The following is a 15,909-nucleotide window of genomic DNA, read 5'->3' as shown; positions in this document are numbered from 1 at the left end:
CTATGAAGGGGATGTTTTTTGATTTGATGCTTGATTAAGCAGGCTGTTTAGGTGGGCTCGTAAACAAAGAAATAAGAAGACCAATAATGGCTCCAAGTACGGCAGGGATAGCCCAGCCGATCCCAAGTTTGTATAAAGGAACAGTAGCTTCTAAAATTTCATTTAAACCGCCAAGAGGAATCTTTGCTGCCACTAACCCGTCGATGACGGCAAAGATACCTGTAAAAATGAGTGAAGCGATATAAATAATCCGTCTTCCGTTGATCCAGCGATCAAGAAAAGATAAGAGAATGATCACGATGGCTAACGGATAAATCGCAACAAGAACCGGAACAGAGAGCGAAATAATTTGTGCCAGTCCAAGGTTTGCCACAAATGTACTGAATAAAGATACAACTAAAACAACAGTGCGATAAGAAAAGCGTGGAAATAGTGAAGAAAAATATTCCCCGCAGGATGAAACCAGGCCAATACTTGTGGTCAAACAGGCAAATAAAATCGCAGCCCCTAGCACAATATTACCAGCAGAACCAAATAAAAATTTCGCCGAAAGCGAAAGGAGTTTTCCACCTTCATTTGCCCCGACCATACCTGTTGCCTCAGGACTTGATGCTCCGACATAAGCGAGTGATATGTACACAAGAGCTAGTCCAGCAGCTGCGACAAGCCCAGCTTTAATACAGGCTGCGGCAATCGATTTACGTTCTGTCATACCGCGCTCTTTCACAGCCGTGACAACGACAATTCCGAAAACGATTGAAGCAAGAGCATCCATCGTTTTGTAGCCTTCTAAAAAGCCGGTAAACAGCGGGCTTCCTTCATAAGTTGGATGCGGACTCCCAATTCCACCCATTGGTGTCGCGATCGCTTTGATCACAATTAAAGCAATGACAGCGAGTAAAATTGGTGTTAAAATTTTACCGATTCGGTCAACAAGCTTCGATGGATTTAAAGCAAGAGCATAGGTAATGCCGAAAAAAGCAATCGAAAACAAGAATAATGGAATCCATGATTCAGACTGCGCTTCAGACAGAAACGGCGCCAGCCCAATTTCATAAGAAACCGTTCCAGTACGAGGGATCGCAAAGAAAGGCCCAATGGATAAATATAAAATGACAGTGAAAATGGTACCGAATGTAGGATGAGCTTTGTCAGCAAGCCCCTTTGCACCAGTTCCTGTCAGGGCAACGGCGATGACACCTAAGAGTGGAAGCCCAACTCCGGTCAGTAAAAATCCACCGATCGCAAGCCATACGTTTTCACCTGCGTACTGTCCAAGTACAGGAGGGAATATCATATTGCCTGCGCCGAAAAAGAGTGCAAACAACATTAAGCCGATGGCTAATGTGTCTGTTTGACTTAACTTATTTTTCATAAGGTTATCCCCCTATTATTTTATTTTTCCGCCATGTTTAAATATTCTGTTAATTTAGGAAAAAATATGACAATGGCACTATGCATGATATAGTGAATTGATGAGGTTGTCAATATACCGCTTTATATTGAAATAAAAGGAATTCGGATCATATTAGTTAAACGCAAGAGGATAAGGAGTTTCGCAATGATGTATCTTGATAATAGTGCAACCACAAAACCGTACCCTGAGGTTTTACAAGTATATCAGCAAGTGAGTGAACGTTATTTTGGAAATCCATCTTCGCTTCATCAGCTCGGGATAGATGCAAGCCGGCTGTTAAATGAAACGAGAAAACAAATGCTTCACTACACGGGCTTGAAACAATATGAGATTATTTTTACTTCTGGTGCAACAGAAGCGAATAACATCGCCATTAAAGGAGCAGCACTTGCCAAAATGAACCGGGGCAAGCATATTGTGACCACAGAAATAGAGCATCCTTCTGTTATTGAATCGTTTGAACAGCTGAAGGCGTTATTTGGCTTTGACATCTCCTATATTCAAGTAAATGAGCATGGCCATGCAGATATGACTCATTTAAAAGAAGTGCTTCGCCCTGATACAGTGCTTGTCAGCATGATGCACGTCAATAACGAAACCGGTGCTATCCAGCCGATTGAAGAAGCTGCTGGCATCATTCGTGAGCATGCCGAAAACGCACTTTTTCATGTCGACGGGGTGCAGGGAATGTGCAAGGTCGCACTCAATAAACAGCTGGATGTAGACCTTTTGACGATGTCAGGCCATAAAATTCATGGATTAAAAGGCACAGGAGCACTCTTTTTAAAGAAAGATGTCACTCTCGCCCCTTTCATTACTGGGGGAGAGCAGGAATTAGGACTTCGTTCGGGTACTGAAAACCCTGCTGGAGCTGTCAGCTTAGCAAAAGCCATGAAACAATCATTTGAACAGCTTGACAAGTATCATAATGAGATGCTGAACTTAAAAACGCAGCTGCAAAAACAGCTTGGAGAGATAGAAGGTATTGTGATGAATACACCGAGGGAGCAAAGTGCGCCGCACATTGTGAATTTTTCAGTACCGGGTATTCAAATTGAGGTCCTCCTCCATACGCTTGAAAAAGAAGGCATATATGTTTCTACAACCTCTGCCTGTTCAGCCAAGAAAAAAGAGCCAAGCCGTGTACTGCTGGCAATGGGAAAACCAGAGGAAGTAGCCAAAAGCAGTATGAGAATCAGCTTGACGTATGGACAAGGACCAGAGCTAACGCCGCAAATCATCACATCGATCGCACAAAGTGTGAAAAAATTAAAAGGAATGAGATAACAGCATGAAATATGATCATATTTTAGTCCGTTTTGGTGAGATCTCAACAAAAGGGAAGAATAGAAAGAAATTTATTGAAAAACTAAGAAAGCACATTCGGTTCGTCTTAAAGGATTTTGAAGCATTAAAGGTTGCATCTGATAGAGACCGCATCACGATTATGCTGAACGGAGAAGACCCTGAACCGATTTCAGAACAGCTCAAAAGTGTATTTGGTATTCAGAGCTTTAGTCTTGCGGTTAAATGCGAGACGAATCTAGATGCGATTAAAGAAGCGGCACTAACAGCAGTACAGGAAGTGTATGAACAAGGAAATACATTTAAAGTCTCAACGAAACGCTCTTATAAACAATTTGAACTTGATTCAAATGAAATGAACCGTGAAATTGGCGGACATGTTCTAAAGAATACGGAAAACTTAACGGTCAATGTGAAACAGCCGGATGTGCATTTACGCATTGAAATCAGAGAGCAAGCAACGTACATTACATTTAAAGATGTCAAAGGTGCAGGCGGCCTGCCGGTTGGTTCTAGCGGAAGAGCGATGCTCATGCTTTCAGGCGGCTTTGACAGCCCAGTTGCCGGCTATCAAGCAATGAAACGCGGAATTGAAATCGAAGCTGTGCATTTCTTTAGCCCGCCGTATACAAGTGAACGTGCCAAACAAAAGGTCATTGATCTTGCAGAATGCCTGGCAGCATATGGAGGCGAAGTGAAGCTTCACATCGTACCTTTTACAAAAATTCAAGAGCTGATCCATAAACAAGTACCTGAAAACTATACAATGACATCAACAAGAAGAATGATGCTGAAAATAGCTGACAAAATAAGAGAAAAGCGTGATGCCCTTGCGATTATTACCGGAGAAAGCCTTGGTCAAGTGGCAAGCCAGACACTTGAAAGCATGTATGCTATTAACCATGTGACCAATACACCAATCATCCGCCCGCTTATTGCTGTCGATAAAAATGACATTATTGATGAAGCGAGACGAATTGGCACATACGATACAAGCATTCAGCCTTTCGAGGATTGCTGTACGATTTTTACGCCGCCGTCTCCTAAAACAAAGCCAAAGCTTGAGAAGGTAGAACGCTACGAAAGCTTTGCTGATTTCGAGCCGATGCTGGACGAGGCAGTAGAGCAAATTGAAACAATTATTGTGACAAATGAAAAGAAAGCGGCAGACGAATTCGCTGATCTATTCTAAAACGAAAATTTCATAATAATTACCATAAAATCAATCGCATGAAGTCATGTGTTTCTACACATTCTATATTCACAAGGAGGTGAGAACACATGGCTCAACAAAACAGACAAAGCAGTTCTAACCAATTACTAGTACCAGGCGCTGCACAAGCTATCGACCAAATGAAGTACGAAATCGCTTCTGAATTTGGTGTAAACCTTGGTGCAGAAACTACATCTCGCGCTAACGGATCAGTTGGTGGAGAAATCACTAAGCGTCTTGTATCTTACGCTCAACAACATATGGGTGGCGGATCTTTCTAAGACACACAATTTAAAAGCTATGGCTTATGAGCGGGATCCTTCCCGCTCTTTTCTTTTTGTACATATAAATAGTTAGAATATTTTTAAAAAAGAAGACGGATTTAAAAAATTATGGCATAATACTAGGAGTAGGTCCTAATTCAAGCATTTTTCAGTTATGAGTGTTAGAATAGGTAAATTGAAACATGTTTCGTTTCATAAGAAAGAGGCTAAAAGGAGCTGTACCATGAAAAGAGAAGACTTAATTGCACCAGAACAATATAACTTAGTCAGTGAGATTGAAGCGTTCAGTCATGACAAGGAGAAAATGGCCCTGCACTGGCAGGACGGCAATGGCCACGAAGCACATGTGACGTATGCAGCATTAGTGGAAGAGGCAAATAAAATTGGACATGTTTTATTAAAAGCAGGCTTCAAAAAAGGCGATAAAATCATTGTGATGGTGCCGCGCATGCTCGAGGCATACAGCATTTATTTAGCAATTTTGAAAACAGGAATGGTTGTGATTCCTTGTTCTGAAATGCTGCGTGCGAAAGATTTAGATTACCGAATTGAACACGCAGAAGCAAAAGGAGCGATCGTCTACTCTTCATTCATTCAATCGTTCGACGGAACCAAACAGCCAAACGATTTTAAAACATTTTCAATCGGTGAAAATGATCATGGCTGGACAAACATTCTAGCGCAAAAGGAAGAGCAATCAAACGAACTTGAGTTGGCAGATACAAAGCGCACAGACATGGCGTTTTTATCCTATACATCAGGTACAACAGGGAACCCTAAAGGGGTTGTTCATACACACGGATGGGCGTATGCACATTTACGCACAGCTGCCAAAGCATGGCTCTCCATTAATGAAGGAGATAAAGTATGGGCAACAGCAGGTCCAGGCTGGCAAAAATGGGTGTGGAGCCCCCTCTTATCTGTGTTAGGAAGTGGAGCAGAAGGCTTTGTATATGGAGGGAAATTCAATCCCAATACATACTTAGAGCTGCTTCAAAATAATGAAATCAATGTCCTATGCTGTACACCGACAGAATACCGCTTTATGGCAAAAGTAGATGATTTGAGTCAGTACGAGCTGCCGAAGCTGCATAGTGCTGTTTCTGCGGGAGAGCCGCTGAACCGTGAAGTCATTGATACATTCAAAAAGCATTTCGATATAGAAGTACGAGACGGCTATGGCCAAACTGAAAGCACACTGCTCGTAGGGGTATTAAAAGGAATGGACATCAAGCCAGGCAGTATGGGAAAACCAACCCCTGGCAACGAAGTAGATATCATTGATGAGGATGGAAACGTCTGCGCACCTGGAGAAATTGGTGACATTGCGGTGCATCTTGAAACGCCGGCTTTGTTTAAGGAATACTATAAAGACGAAGAGCGTACAAAAGCGCAGCGCCGCGGCAATTACTTTATTACGGGTGACCGCGCGAAAAAAGACGAAGATGGGTACTTCTGGTTTGAAAGCCGCAGAGATGACATCATTGTCAGCTCAGGCTATACAATTGGACCGTTTGAAGTAGAAGATGCACTGATCAAGCATCCAGCAGTGAAGGAATGTGCAGTTGTGGCGAGCCCAGATGAAATCAGAGGATCAATCGTCAAAGCATATGTCGTCCTTCGTGATGGAACTGATCAAAGTGATGAACTGATCAAAGAGCTGCAAACACATGTGAAAAACACAACAGCACCGTACAAATACCCAAGAGAAATCGAATTCATTGACGAGCTGCCAAAAACTCCGTCAGCGAAAATTCGCCGTGTAGAGCTGAGAGAAAGAGAGCTTGCACGAAAAGGTCAATAATAAAGAAGCGAGAAGCGTTCGGATGGAAGCATCCGGCGCTTTTTTTGTACGGAAAATGAAATTCGTTGAAAGCAGGCAGGGGGCTTTGTGTTAAAATATGTAGGAATTTCTGAAAAAGGAGAATGTTAGTAGATGTCCATTGCGATCATTCATGGAATTGTGCTTGCCTTTGGTCTCATTTTACCTTTGGGCGCACAAAATGTATTTGTATTTCAACAAGGAGCGCTGCAGCCTCGATTATATCGAGCAATGCCTGTCGTCATCACGGCTGCTCTTTGTGACACACTTTTAATTGCTTTAGCTGTCATAGGTGTTTCTGTTGTGGTGTTTACCATTCCTGTGCTGCAAATCGGCCTTTATATCATTGGTTTCTGTTTTTTAGTGTATATGGGATGGTCTGTATGGAACACAAGCTCATCATCAGGTGATGAAGAGAAGCAGAAATTAATGCCTGCAAGAAAACAAATTGTATTTGCCTGTTCAGTTTCTCTTTTAAATCCCCATGCGATTCTCGATACGATAGGTGTCATTGGTACGAATTCGCTGCAATATAGCGGAGCAGAAAAGCTGGCGTTCACACTTGCCTGTATCATCGTGTCCTGGTTATGGTTTATGGGGCTCGCCCTTTTAGGGAAGATGTTAGGAAAGTTAGATACAAACGGCAAATGGATGAACCGTATCAATAAGGCTTCGGCGGTCATGATCTGGCTGGTTGCGTTATACATTGGGTATCAATTGATTGTGTAAGGTACATAGAGAATCAAACAAAGAAGCGTTTGGACGTAATGATCCTGCGCTTTTTTTATGTTGGAAGTGTAGCAGCCTTACAATATATCGGAATCAAACCTATGAAATTCTTTGAGTTTGGGATGATCGAAAGAACTATTTCAGAAACGCCTGCTCTTCATATATTGAGATAAGTCACTTTTCTTCTAATTCGATCCTGTTCTGTTTTAAAATGTCATTGAGGCGGGGGCATTTATCCTCGTCATTTGAAAAGGGGGATATGGATGAAGAAAACATTGTTTAAAGATGCAGCTCTCTTAACACTGGATCCATCTTTAGGTTTTCTTGAAAAGGGAGATTTGTTAATTGAAGGGAAACATATTTTAGAAGTTAGGCCTTCAATTGAAGTAAGTGATGCAGACATCGTTGATGCATCTGATATGGTCATCATGCTAGGTCTTGTAGATACACATCGGCATGTGTGGCAGTCTGTCATCCGGGGCATAGGGACGGATTGGTCTTTGCAGACATATTTGAGCAAAATCTATTATGGCAACTATGGAGCGATGAGACGCCCATCCGACGATCGAATCGCCAATTATTTAGGGGCATTAGAGGCTTTAGATGCAGGTGTGACCACATTTTTAGACTGGACGATGATCAATTCAATGGATCATACAGAAGAGCTCATTGAAGGATTAAAAGATGCGGGCATACGAGCTGTTTTTGCTTTTGGGTCCTCTGGAGATGCTGAATATTGGGATAGAGAGAGTACGCTCACTAATATGGAGGACGCAGCACGTGTGAAAAAAGCACATTTTCAATCATCAGATCAGCTTTTAACAATGGGACTTGCGATTCGTGGTCCAGAGTTTTCATCATGGGAGACGTCGGTATTTGAAATTGAAACAGCCCGGTCTCTAGATGCTCTATGCAGTATGCACATCGGCTTTGGGAATTGGGGAGCGGAAGATCGATCGATTGAGCGGCTTCATAAAGCAGGGTTACTCGGACCAGATTTGAACATGGTGCATATTAATGCAATTGATGCGGATCAAATGAAGATGCTGGCAGACAGCGGAAGCTCCATATCCATTACCCCTGAAATTGAAATGATGATGGGTCACGGTTATCCTGTCACAGGACTTGCGATTGAACAAGGTGTTCTTCCAACGCTCGGTGTAGACGTAGTGACAGCGACAGGGGGAGATTTGTTTGCCCAAATGAAATTCGGACTTCAAGCAGAGCGCGCGGTCCAAAATCAATCGTTGTTAATGGATGGGATCATGCCGGGGCCTGAACTTGGGCTGTCTGCTCATCAAATGCTTGAGGCTGCGACGATCAATGGGGCTCGTGCATTACAGCTCGATCATAAAATTGGGTCGCTTACACCTGGGAAAGAAGCTGATTTCATCCTAATCGACCGGACAAGCATGAATCTTCTTCCAATGTCAGATCCAGCTGGAGCGGTTGTCCAAACGGCACATCCTTCAAATGTTGATTCTGTTTATGTGGCTGGAAAAGCAGTGAAACGAAACGGAAAGCTTGTTGATGTGAACCTAGAAGAGGTCAAACGAAAAGCTTATGCAGCAAGAGACCATATTTTATCACACAAGTTTGAATCGACACCTTCGTAAATAAAATAACCCCATAGGCGATGCCTATGGGGAATTGTTTACAAGGATTCTTTGATGACCTTTTTATAATATTGGACAGACAGGAATCCGAAGACAGAATAGAGGGCAGTGTAAATCGACATGACGATAAGCATTGGAGTCCACAATTCTCCGCCGAACAAAAACCAGCCTGATTGTACAGCAAAGTAGCTGTGCAGCAATCCGATGATGAGCGGAATCCCAAAGTTAAACAGCTGTTTAAGCCGGATGCCTTTTAATAGATCCTTCTCAGTAAAACCAAGCTTACGCAAGATCGTGTAGGAGCTTTGTTCCTCTTCACTTTCATTCATTTGTTTAAAGTATAAAATACAGCCTGATGTGACAAGGAAGCTGAGACCTAAAAATCCGACCACAAACATCATTAGTCCTATTGTTTGTTTTTGCTGCTGAGCTGAAGCTAATTGAGACATGCTTTTGTCACTTAGTTTTAAAGATGTAAACACGCGATTTGCTTGTTCAAGATTTTTATCATCTTTTATATCGACTGCGTTATATTGGCTATTCTCAAGCTGCAGCTTTGGATCTTTCTGTTTGTCGAGCTGCTCAAAAACATGTTGACTCACGACGGCAACAGGCAGACCGCCAAAAGTGAAGTTGTATGAAATGAGATAATCTTTCTTCATATCCATGACTTTCAAATCAACAGGCTCCTTGATGAGAAGCTTCACATCGCCTGAGCTTTGAATCGGCATGAATTTCTTTAATAGATCACTGTAGCCGCTTAAAATAACTTCGTTGTTCTCTACATGAATATTTGGTGCGTTTTTCTCACTGATCACAGGCAGTGTCAATACGCCTGGATCATTTTTCATATTTTTCAATTCTGAATCCATGATTTTTTTCGCATCAAATTTCGCTTGAATCACTTTGACCTGCTTTTGATCATAAGCAATATGTTTGTCAGAAAGTGCACGAGTGAAGGTTGCTGCTTCTTTTTCTGAGCCCATGACGAAATGAGCTGGAATTTGCTGCTCAGCGGTTTTTTCCGCTGAGTAATAGGAAATGTAGCTAAGAGCCAGCAAACCGATGGCAAGTGCAGATACGGTTGTAATAATCGTTAAAAGCAGTGCATTTGATTTTAACCGGAACATAATGGATGACAATGATAACACTTCATGAATGGCGAGATAGCCATTTTTTCTTTTACGTACGATATTGGCAATGAAAGAAACAGAGCCTTTGTAAAAAAGAAAGGTACCGATGATGACAGAGGCTAGAATATAAATCATGGCTAAAAGTAACTCAAGCATCGACGTATATGAGCCGGTAAAAAGCTTAGAAGAAATATAATAGCCTGAGCTGATCAAGACAATACCGAAAACCCCAATGATGATTTCAAACACAGAGATCTTTTTCACACGCTGTTCTGTCGAAGATGTTGTTCTAAACAAAGATAAAATCGTCTGTTTTTTAATAAAACGCCTATTTCTCAGCATAATCAATCCATAGATAATGAAAAAGACAATAAGTGTTTGCAGAAGGGCCATGCCTGAAAAATGCAGATTGGCGATGGCGTTCACGCCGGTTACTTTAAATAGCACCATCAGCATCAGCTTTGAACCGATAAAGCCGGCAATGATGCCGATAACCATGGCTGTCACGTACAGGATAAAGTTTTCTGCATTGAGCAGTCTGGCAATTTTTTGTTTCGTCATACCAATGAGCTGTAAGAGACCTATTTCTTTTCCTCTGCGTTTAATAAAAATGCTATTCGCATATAGCAGGAAAATACCGACGATCGCAATGAGTAGCACCGAAGCGGCTTTAATTGAAGCGCCGCCTTTAATGGAGCCTTTTACACCATCAAGTGCTGGCGAGTACTGCAAGGTGACAAAGGAAAAATAGAGCGCGACACTAAACACGAGAGCAAACACATATAAATAGTAATTCTTCAAATTTTTCTTCAAGTTACGGAAGATGAGCTGATTAATGTTCATGCTTCACACCGCCTAAGACACCTTGCGTTTTCATAATATCCTCGAAAAACATTTTTCTTTCTAAAGCGCCTTTATTCAACTGTGTATAAATCTGTCCATCCTTGATAAAAATGACGCGGCTTGAATAGCTGGCTGCGACAGGATCATGTGTCACCATCACAATGGTCGCTTTTCGTTTGCGATTGAAATCTTGCAGCTTGTTGAGCAGGTCAGATGCCGATTTGGAATCAAGTGCCCCTGTAGGTTCATCAGCGAAAATAAGACTTGGCTCATGAATGAAGGCACGAACCGCCGATGTCCGCTGCTTTTGTCCGCCAGAGAGTTCGTTCGGGTATTTGTCTCTTAGTTCATAAATCCTCATGTCTTCTGCGAGCTGCTGAAAACGTTCAAAAGCTTCTTTTTTTGGTGTTTTGGATATGGATAAAGGCAAAAGAATATTTTCTTTGACTGTGAGTGTATCAAGTAAATTATAATCTTGAAAAACAAAGCCAAGCTGCTTTTTTCTAAATTCCGCAAGCTGCTGATCCTTCATTTGTGTCATCTCAGCATCTGCAATACGAATGGATCCGCTGGACACATGATCGATAGAGGACAATACGTTCAGAAGGGTTGTTTTCCCCGAGCCTGATGGCCCCATGATACTAACAAATTCCCCGGCTTCAATGGTCAAATCAATGCCGCTGAGCACCTCTTGTTTGTTGAATTTATTTCCATAGCTTTTATAAATTTTGCGAGCTTCTAAAATGTTCATTTGCTGAACCCCTTTTTCTTTTAATTGATAACTCTAGTATAAAAAGAAGCCTGCCAAACGTCCTTCGATTTGGCGAACAAAACAGACGAGCATGTGACATTGTTGTCACATGCTTGTTTTTTAAACAAATTGTATGTAAACCAGTTTCTTTTCAGGGTGAGTTTTCTTTCCCCATTTATTTTATCTGTTTTTCACTCTTATGGATCAATCTTCTCTGATTTTTTATGTCATGATAGTGTTTTGAAGCTTTACATGGCGATTTTATTCATGTATGATATGCATATTAAATATATGCATAGTAAATCTATGTATTGGAGGTAACTAAGAATGAAAGTGAGTAAAGAGCTTCTAAAGGGAAGTACAGCTACCCTTATTTTAAGCTTATTAAATGAAAGACCGATGTATGGATATGAAATGATTAAAGAATTAGAGACGAAGTCGGAAGGGATTTTCAGTTTTAAAGAAGGGACAATCTATCCTATTCTGCACAATTTGGAGGCGAAAGAATTCATTATCTCTTACTGGGGCGAAGGGAGTGGCAACCGGAAAAGAAAGTATTACAAAATCAATGAACAAGGGAAAGCATTGATACAGGAAAAGAAAGAAGAATGGAACATATTCAAACATGCAGTTGATGGCGTTTTGAACGGAGAGAAAATCGCATGGGATTAGATAAAAAGTTCGAGAAGTATGTCAAAAGTGTATGTAAACGAATTAAAAATAAAGATGTTCATTCGAGTGTAAAGCTTGAACTGATGGATCATCTATACACGCTAAAAGAGGAAGCGATGAATGCAGGGAAGTCTGAAGAAGAGGCGGTAGATCAAGCGTTGAATCAAATTGGTGATGCGGAAATTCTCGGAATGCAGCTCCATGAAACACATAAAACCCAAATCGATTTTAAAATGATTCTTCTTGTGTTAGCCACTTGTTCTTGCGGGCTGCTTGTGATGTACTTTTTGCAGTTTCATTCAGATTTTATAAATTTTCAAAACATGAACATTTTTTATAAAAGTCTTGCCTTTTATCTAGTTGGTCTAGTGCTTATGTTTGGTTTGTTTTCATTCGATTATCGGCGCTTATTGAAATACTCTTGGCATTTATACATTGGGACACTCGGAACACTTATTTTTTCAATGATGTTCGGGTCAAGAGTGAACGGTGTTCTTTTTTTAAGAATAAATGATGTATCTATTAATTTGACTGAGATTATGCCTTTTCTTCTAGCTATTTCTTTAGCAGGTATCTTTCACAATTGGAATTGGGAGAATGCGTACAGAGCTTGGCTTGGAGTAGGGATGATGGCTTTACCGATTATTTTAATCAGTACGATTGGTTTTCTTCCTGCGACCGTTATTTGTCTGGTCATGTGCATAACCGTGATGTATGTGTCTAGCGCAAGTTTATGGCAAATCATTATGCTGACAGCAGCAAGCATTTTATATGTGATGGTTGAATTATTTTCTCTTTCTCAAGCAGATGGGCACCTTTTCTTTTATAGAATTCATGAATTCAGCTCAAACGGGCTTCAGATCACACCTTATGCCATGTCTGAAGTTCACACGGATTGGATGTTTACATATATCATTTATTCATTTGGCTGGTTGGCAGGGCTCATTGCGCTCCTGTTGTTTGTCATCTTTATTCACAGAGTATTTCATACAGCAAAACGAGTGAAAATGGCTTATGGCAAAATGGTCATGACAGGTTTAGCGTCTGTGTTTGCAGCAAAATGTCTCTTAAGCATTTTCACAAACTTTGGCTTGCTGCCTTTATCTGGAGTGTCTATGCCTTTTATGAGCTATGGAGGTTCACATATTCTTCTAGAAATGATGGCTGTTGGGCTGATCCTAAGTATTTATAGACGGAGACAGATGGGAGATGTTTTTCGCCAAGAAGCAGGGAGTATTTCCTAAGTAAGCCACCTCAATCTCTTCGCGCAAGTTTTGACGGCCGCGAAGAGATTGTGATTGCTTTTCACATGCTCGCAATATGAACAAAATCATTCTTTTTCGGAAAGATGAAGGTGAAGGTTGTCCCTTGATCTATCGTGGAGTTGACCTCGATCGTGATATGAAGAGCGTCTGCTCCTTTTTTCGTTAAATAGAGCCCCATTCCTGTTGAGGCGGTGTCATTGTGATGTCTAGTTGAGGTAAAGCCTTTTTCAAAAATACGAGAGATGTCTCTTGGATCAATTCCTCTGCCTTGATCTGTGATCGTCAGCATGACTTGGTCATTTATTTGCTTGCTTTCAATGACAATATCGGAAGAATGGCTGTATTTGACTGCATTTGTGAGTACCTGTCTGATCATAAAGGATAACCATTTTATATCACTTAATACGGTGCGTTCCTCCAGCGCCAGCTCAAAGCCGATTCCTTTTTGCATACACCATGATTGGAGCGCTTTGATTTCTTTCGCTATGATGCTTTGCAGGTCCAGCTTTTCAATGAATAAATCATTTTCGATATGACGTACTCTGCTTTGGTGCAGCTGGGCATCAAGTAATAAATGTATTCTGAGCCACTCATACGTCATATTGGATTTCAGCTGCTGATCTGTTAAGCGGTCAATCATTAAGCGCATCGCTGTAAGCGGTGTTTTGACCTCATGTATCCAAGAGAGCAATTCATCTTTTTCTTCTTCGAGAGCGATTTTCTGCTCTGCTGCCATCTGCCGGTAGCGTGCGATTTGCTCTGACGTTGCATCATGGATGAGCTGCTCAAATGGGGAAGAGGGGGTTAGCCGTATTTGATGTTCAATGTCATCATCCCATTCTTTCAACCTCTCATAATAAGCCGTTTCTTTTCGGTATCGGAGAAAGAGAAAGACAATCATGAGAAACGTAGACAATAGCACAATATAAAAAAGAGAAGCGATTGGAATGGTCGTATCCAAATAAGCAACAAACAGAATGAGGAGCTGCAAACTAAGAAAAAAAAGAATCCAGCTTCTTCGTTCTTTTAAAAATGCTTGCAGCATCATTGATCATCCTTTTCCTTTGCAAGATAGCCTTGACCCACTTTTGTCTCAATGAAGGCGCCAAGGGAGATCTCGTCTAGTTTTTTTCTGAGGCGGTTGACGTTTACAGTCAGTGTATTGTCACTGACAAAACGTTCATCCTCCCACAATGCTTGAATGAGTGATTCACGGCTGACGATATGATTTTTATGCTGAATCAGTTCCTTGAGAATAAATAACTCATTTTTTGTTAATTCAACCTCACCATGATCATTTGTTACGGTATTTTTTTCTAGGTCAATCGCAGCGCCGCACCATACCTTTAGGCTGGCCGGTTCTGCATTATAATCATGCACGCGGCGAAGAACAGCACTTATTTTGGCAATGAGCACGTCAAAATGGAAGGGCTTTTGCACAAAATCATCGGCACCGAGCTGCATTGACATGACCATATCAGCTGGATGGTCTCTTGAGGAGAGGAAGATGATTGGAACATTTGAATGATGCCGAATCATCCGGCACCAGTGAAAGCCATCGTACTTTGGCAGCTGTATATCTATAATGACGAGATCAGGCTGGACAGACGTGAATTCCTGAAACACCTGATGGAAATCTTGAATCCCATAGACATCATAGGACCAGTTGACTAGACGTTCTTTGATTTCCTGGAAGAGGGTTGTATCATCTTCAATTAGTAAAATCTTAAACAAAATCAGCACCACACTTTTTGTATTCGCTTGTTGTCATTGTAGCGGAAAAAAGGTCCTGCCGCTAGAAGCAGACATGAAAAAAGCAAGGGAAGAGATCCCTTGCTTCAGCTTATTTACCTAAAAAGTGCTTTTTAAAGAATGATAGTTGGAATTCAAGTGTGAGTGGGTCATTAAAATAGAATTCCTCTGCATTGGCTTCATACACACGATGTTTTTTGACAGCTGGGATGGACTTGTAAATTTCACTATTTTGATAGGAATTGTCCATTTCGCTGTTTTTACTAATGATCATATAGTCTCCTGCAAATTCAGGAATGACTTCCTGTGAAACTGCGTAGTAGCCGGCTTTTAATGCTTTTTCTTTCACTTTCTCAGGCATTTTCAGTTTCATTGCTTGATAGAGAATTTCTGTTCCGCGGCCCCATGCATCTCCAAAAACGTAAAGATCTTTTGTGCCGCTTTCAAAGACAGAAACTGTTGCATCTTTACCGATTTTTGCTTTGATTTCTTTTCCAGCTTCAGCTGCGCGTTTTTTGAAATCTTTTACCCAAGCTTTTGCTTCTTTTTCTTTGTTTAAAACTTTTCCGATTTCAATGTGCTGCTGAAGGTAATCCACTTTGTTATACGTAAACAAAACGGTTGGTGCGATTTTTTTGAGTTTTTCTACATTTTTAGTATTGCTTAAGCCAATGATGACATCAGGCTTTAGCTTCATGATTTTCTCTACATTTGCATCAGATACTTCTTCCACATTTTTTAATTTCTTTTGGAAACGCGGATTCTTTTTGGACCAAGAGTCAACGCCGACAAGGTTCACACCAAGTGACATGACATTCCCTGTGTAAGAACCGAGCACAACAACACGTTTTGGATGCGCTGGCAGCTTCACAGGTCCATTTTCAGATTGATATGTAATTTTGTCTGATGATGCTGATTGGTTTCCTTTATTTGAGGAAGAGCTGCTGCTATTGCCACATGCGCTCAATGCAAGTACAAAGATGAGCATCAGAGGGAACAATATTTTCTTCATGAATGTAGACTCCTTTGAAATCGGCGCATAAGCCGGATATTGGTTGTATTAGTGATAATGATAATTATTATCACTTGGATATCATATCATAGGAA

14 protein-coding genes are annotated in these 15,909 nt (G+C 41.1%); 8 read left to right on the top strand and 6 right to left on the bottom strand.

What is annotated here, in order from left to right; genetic code table 11:
- Positions 1–34 precede the first annotated feature (34 nt).
- Positions 35–1,375, bottom strand: coding sequence for a branched-chain amino acid transport system II carrier protein (gene brnQ, locus NSQ76_RS14295; RefSeq protein ID WP_280149330.1), 1,341 nt, complete (start codon positions 1,373–1,375; stop codon positions 35–37).
- 186 nt (positions 1,376–1,561) lie between these two features.
- On the opposite strand from brnQ, the gene NSQ76_RS14290 reads away from it, so the two are divergent.
- The 6 genes from NSQ76_RS14290 to NSQ76_RS14265 all read left to right on the top strand — a co-directional run bounded on the left by NSQ76_RS14290 (position 1,562) and on the right by NSQ76_RS14265 (position 8,386).
- Positions 1,562–2,704 carry a cysteine desulfurase family protein gene (locus tag NSQ76_RS14290; RefSeq protein ID WP_341054453.1) on the top strand — a complete coding sequence of 381 codons (1,143 nt, stop codon included), beginning with the start codon at positions 1,562–1,564 and terminating at the stop codon, positions 2,702–2,704.
- Positions 2,705–2,708: 4 nt separating this feature from the next.
- Positions 2,709–3,914, top strand: coding sequence for a tRNA uracil 4-sulfurtransferase ThiI (gene thiI / locus NSQ76_RS14285; RefSeq protein WP_024424830.1), 1,206 nt, complete (start codon positions 2,709–2,711; stop codon positions 3,912–3,914).
- An 89-nt stretch (positions 3,915–4,003) separates the two neighbouring features.
- Entirely contained in the window at positions 4,004–4,216 is a 213-nt protein-coding gene (locus NSQ76_RS14280; RefSeq protein WP_024424829.1) for an alpha/beta-type small acid-soluble spore protein, read from the top strand.
- A gap of 226 nt (positions 4,217–4,442) precedes the next feature.
- Positions 4,443–6,023, top strand: coding sequence for an acyl-CoA synthetase MbcS (gene mbcS, locus NSQ76_RS14275; RefSeq protein ID WP_034624228.1), 1,581 nt, complete (start codon positions 4,443–4,445; stop codon positions 6,021–6,023).
- A 132-nt stretch (positions 6,024–6,155) separates the two neighbouring features.
- The gene (locus NSQ76_RS14270) at positions 6,156–6,770 is read left to right on the top strand and encodes a LysE/ArgO family amino acid transporter (protein WP_285709320.1); all 615 of its coding nucleotides are present in this window, start codon (positions 6,156–6,158) and stop codon (positions 6,768–6,770) included.
- 263 nt (positions 6,771–7,033) lie between these two features.
- On the top strand, positions 7,034–8,386 hold the full coding sequence (locus NSQ76_RS14265) for an amidohydrolase family protein (protein ID WP_341054445.1): 1,353 nt from the start codon (positions 7,034–7,036) through the stop codon (positions 8,384–8,386).
- A gap of 38 nt (positions 8,387–8,424) precedes the next feature.
- Here NSQ76_RS14265 and NSQ76_RS14260 read toward each other — a convergent pair whose 3' ends face one another.
- Positions 8,425–10,362: an ABC transporter permease gene (locus NSQ76_RS14260; RefSeq protein WP_025092272.1), complete on the bottom strand. Its 1,938-nt coding sequence runs from the start codon at positions 10,360–10,362 to the stop codon at positions 8,425–8,427.
- Entirely contained in the window at positions 10,352–11,113 is a 762-nt protein-coding gene (locus NSQ76_RS14255) for an ABC transporter ATP-binding protein (protein WP_341054442.1), read from the bottom strand. Before NSQ76_RS14255 ends, NSQ76_RS14260 begins: the two co-directional genes overlap by 11 nt.
- A gap of 327 nt (positions 11,114–11,440) precedes the next feature.
- Here NSQ76_RS14255 and NSQ76_RS14250 point away from each other — a divergent pair, with 327 nt between their 5' ends.
- Positions 11,441–11,785 carry a PadR family transcriptional regulator gene (locus NSQ76_RS14250; protein ID WP_024424823.1) on the top strand — a complete coding sequence of 115 codons (345 nt, stop codon included), beginning with the start codon at positions 11,441–11,443 and terminating at the stop codon, positions 11,783–11,785.
- Complete coding sequence (locus NSQ76_RS14245) at positions 11,776–13,029, top strand: FtsW/RodA/SpoVE family cell cycle protein (protein WP_024424822.1); 1,254 nt, start codon at positions 11,776–11,778, stop codon at positions 13,027–13,029. The genes NSQ76_RS14250 and NSQ76_RS14245 overlap by 10 nt, the downstream gene beginning before the upstream one ends.
- A gap of 61 nt (positions 13,030–13,090) precedes the next feature.
- Here the strand turns inward: NSQ76_RS14245 and NSQ76_RS14240 are convergent, their stop codons facing one another.
- The 3 genes from NSQ76_RS14240 to NSQ76_RS14230 all read right to left on the bottom strand — a co-directional run bounded on the left by NSQ76_RS14240 (position 13,091) and on the right by NSQ76_RS14230 (position 15,814).
- Positions 13,091–14,095, bottom strand: a complete 1,005-nt coding sequence (locus tag NSQ76_RS14240; protein ID WP_133744300.1) for a sensor histidine kinase — start codon at positions 14,093–14,095, stop codon at positions 13,091–13,093.
- Positions 14,095–14,784 carry a response regulator transcription factor gene (locus NSQ76_RS14235; protein ID WP_024426155.1) on the bottom strand — a complete coding sequence of 230 codons (690 nt, stop codon included), beginning with the start codon at positions 14,782–14,784 and terminating at the stop codon, positions 14,095–14,097. The genes NSQ76_RS14240 and NSQ76_RS14235 overlap by 1 nt, the downstream gene beginning before the upstream one ends.
- 109 nt (positions 14,785–14,893) lie before the next feature.
- Positions 14,894–15,814 (bottom strand): iron-hydroxamate ABC transporter substrate-binding protein, encoded by a 921-nt coding sequence (locus NSQ76_RS14230; RefSeq protein ID WP_024424819.1) that lies wholly within the window; start codon positions 15,812–15,814, stop codon positions 14,894–14,896.
- Positions 15,815–15,909: the final 95 nt, after the last annotated feature.

This window comes from Bacillus sp. FSL M8-0256 (genome assembly GCF_038005765.1).
GTDB lineage: Bacteria > Bacillota > Bacilli > Bacillales > Bacillaceae > Bacillus > Bacillus safensis.
The sequence above is the reverse complement of the archived record's forward strand: the minus strand, read 5'-3'. Positions and strand labels throughout refer to the sequence as shown.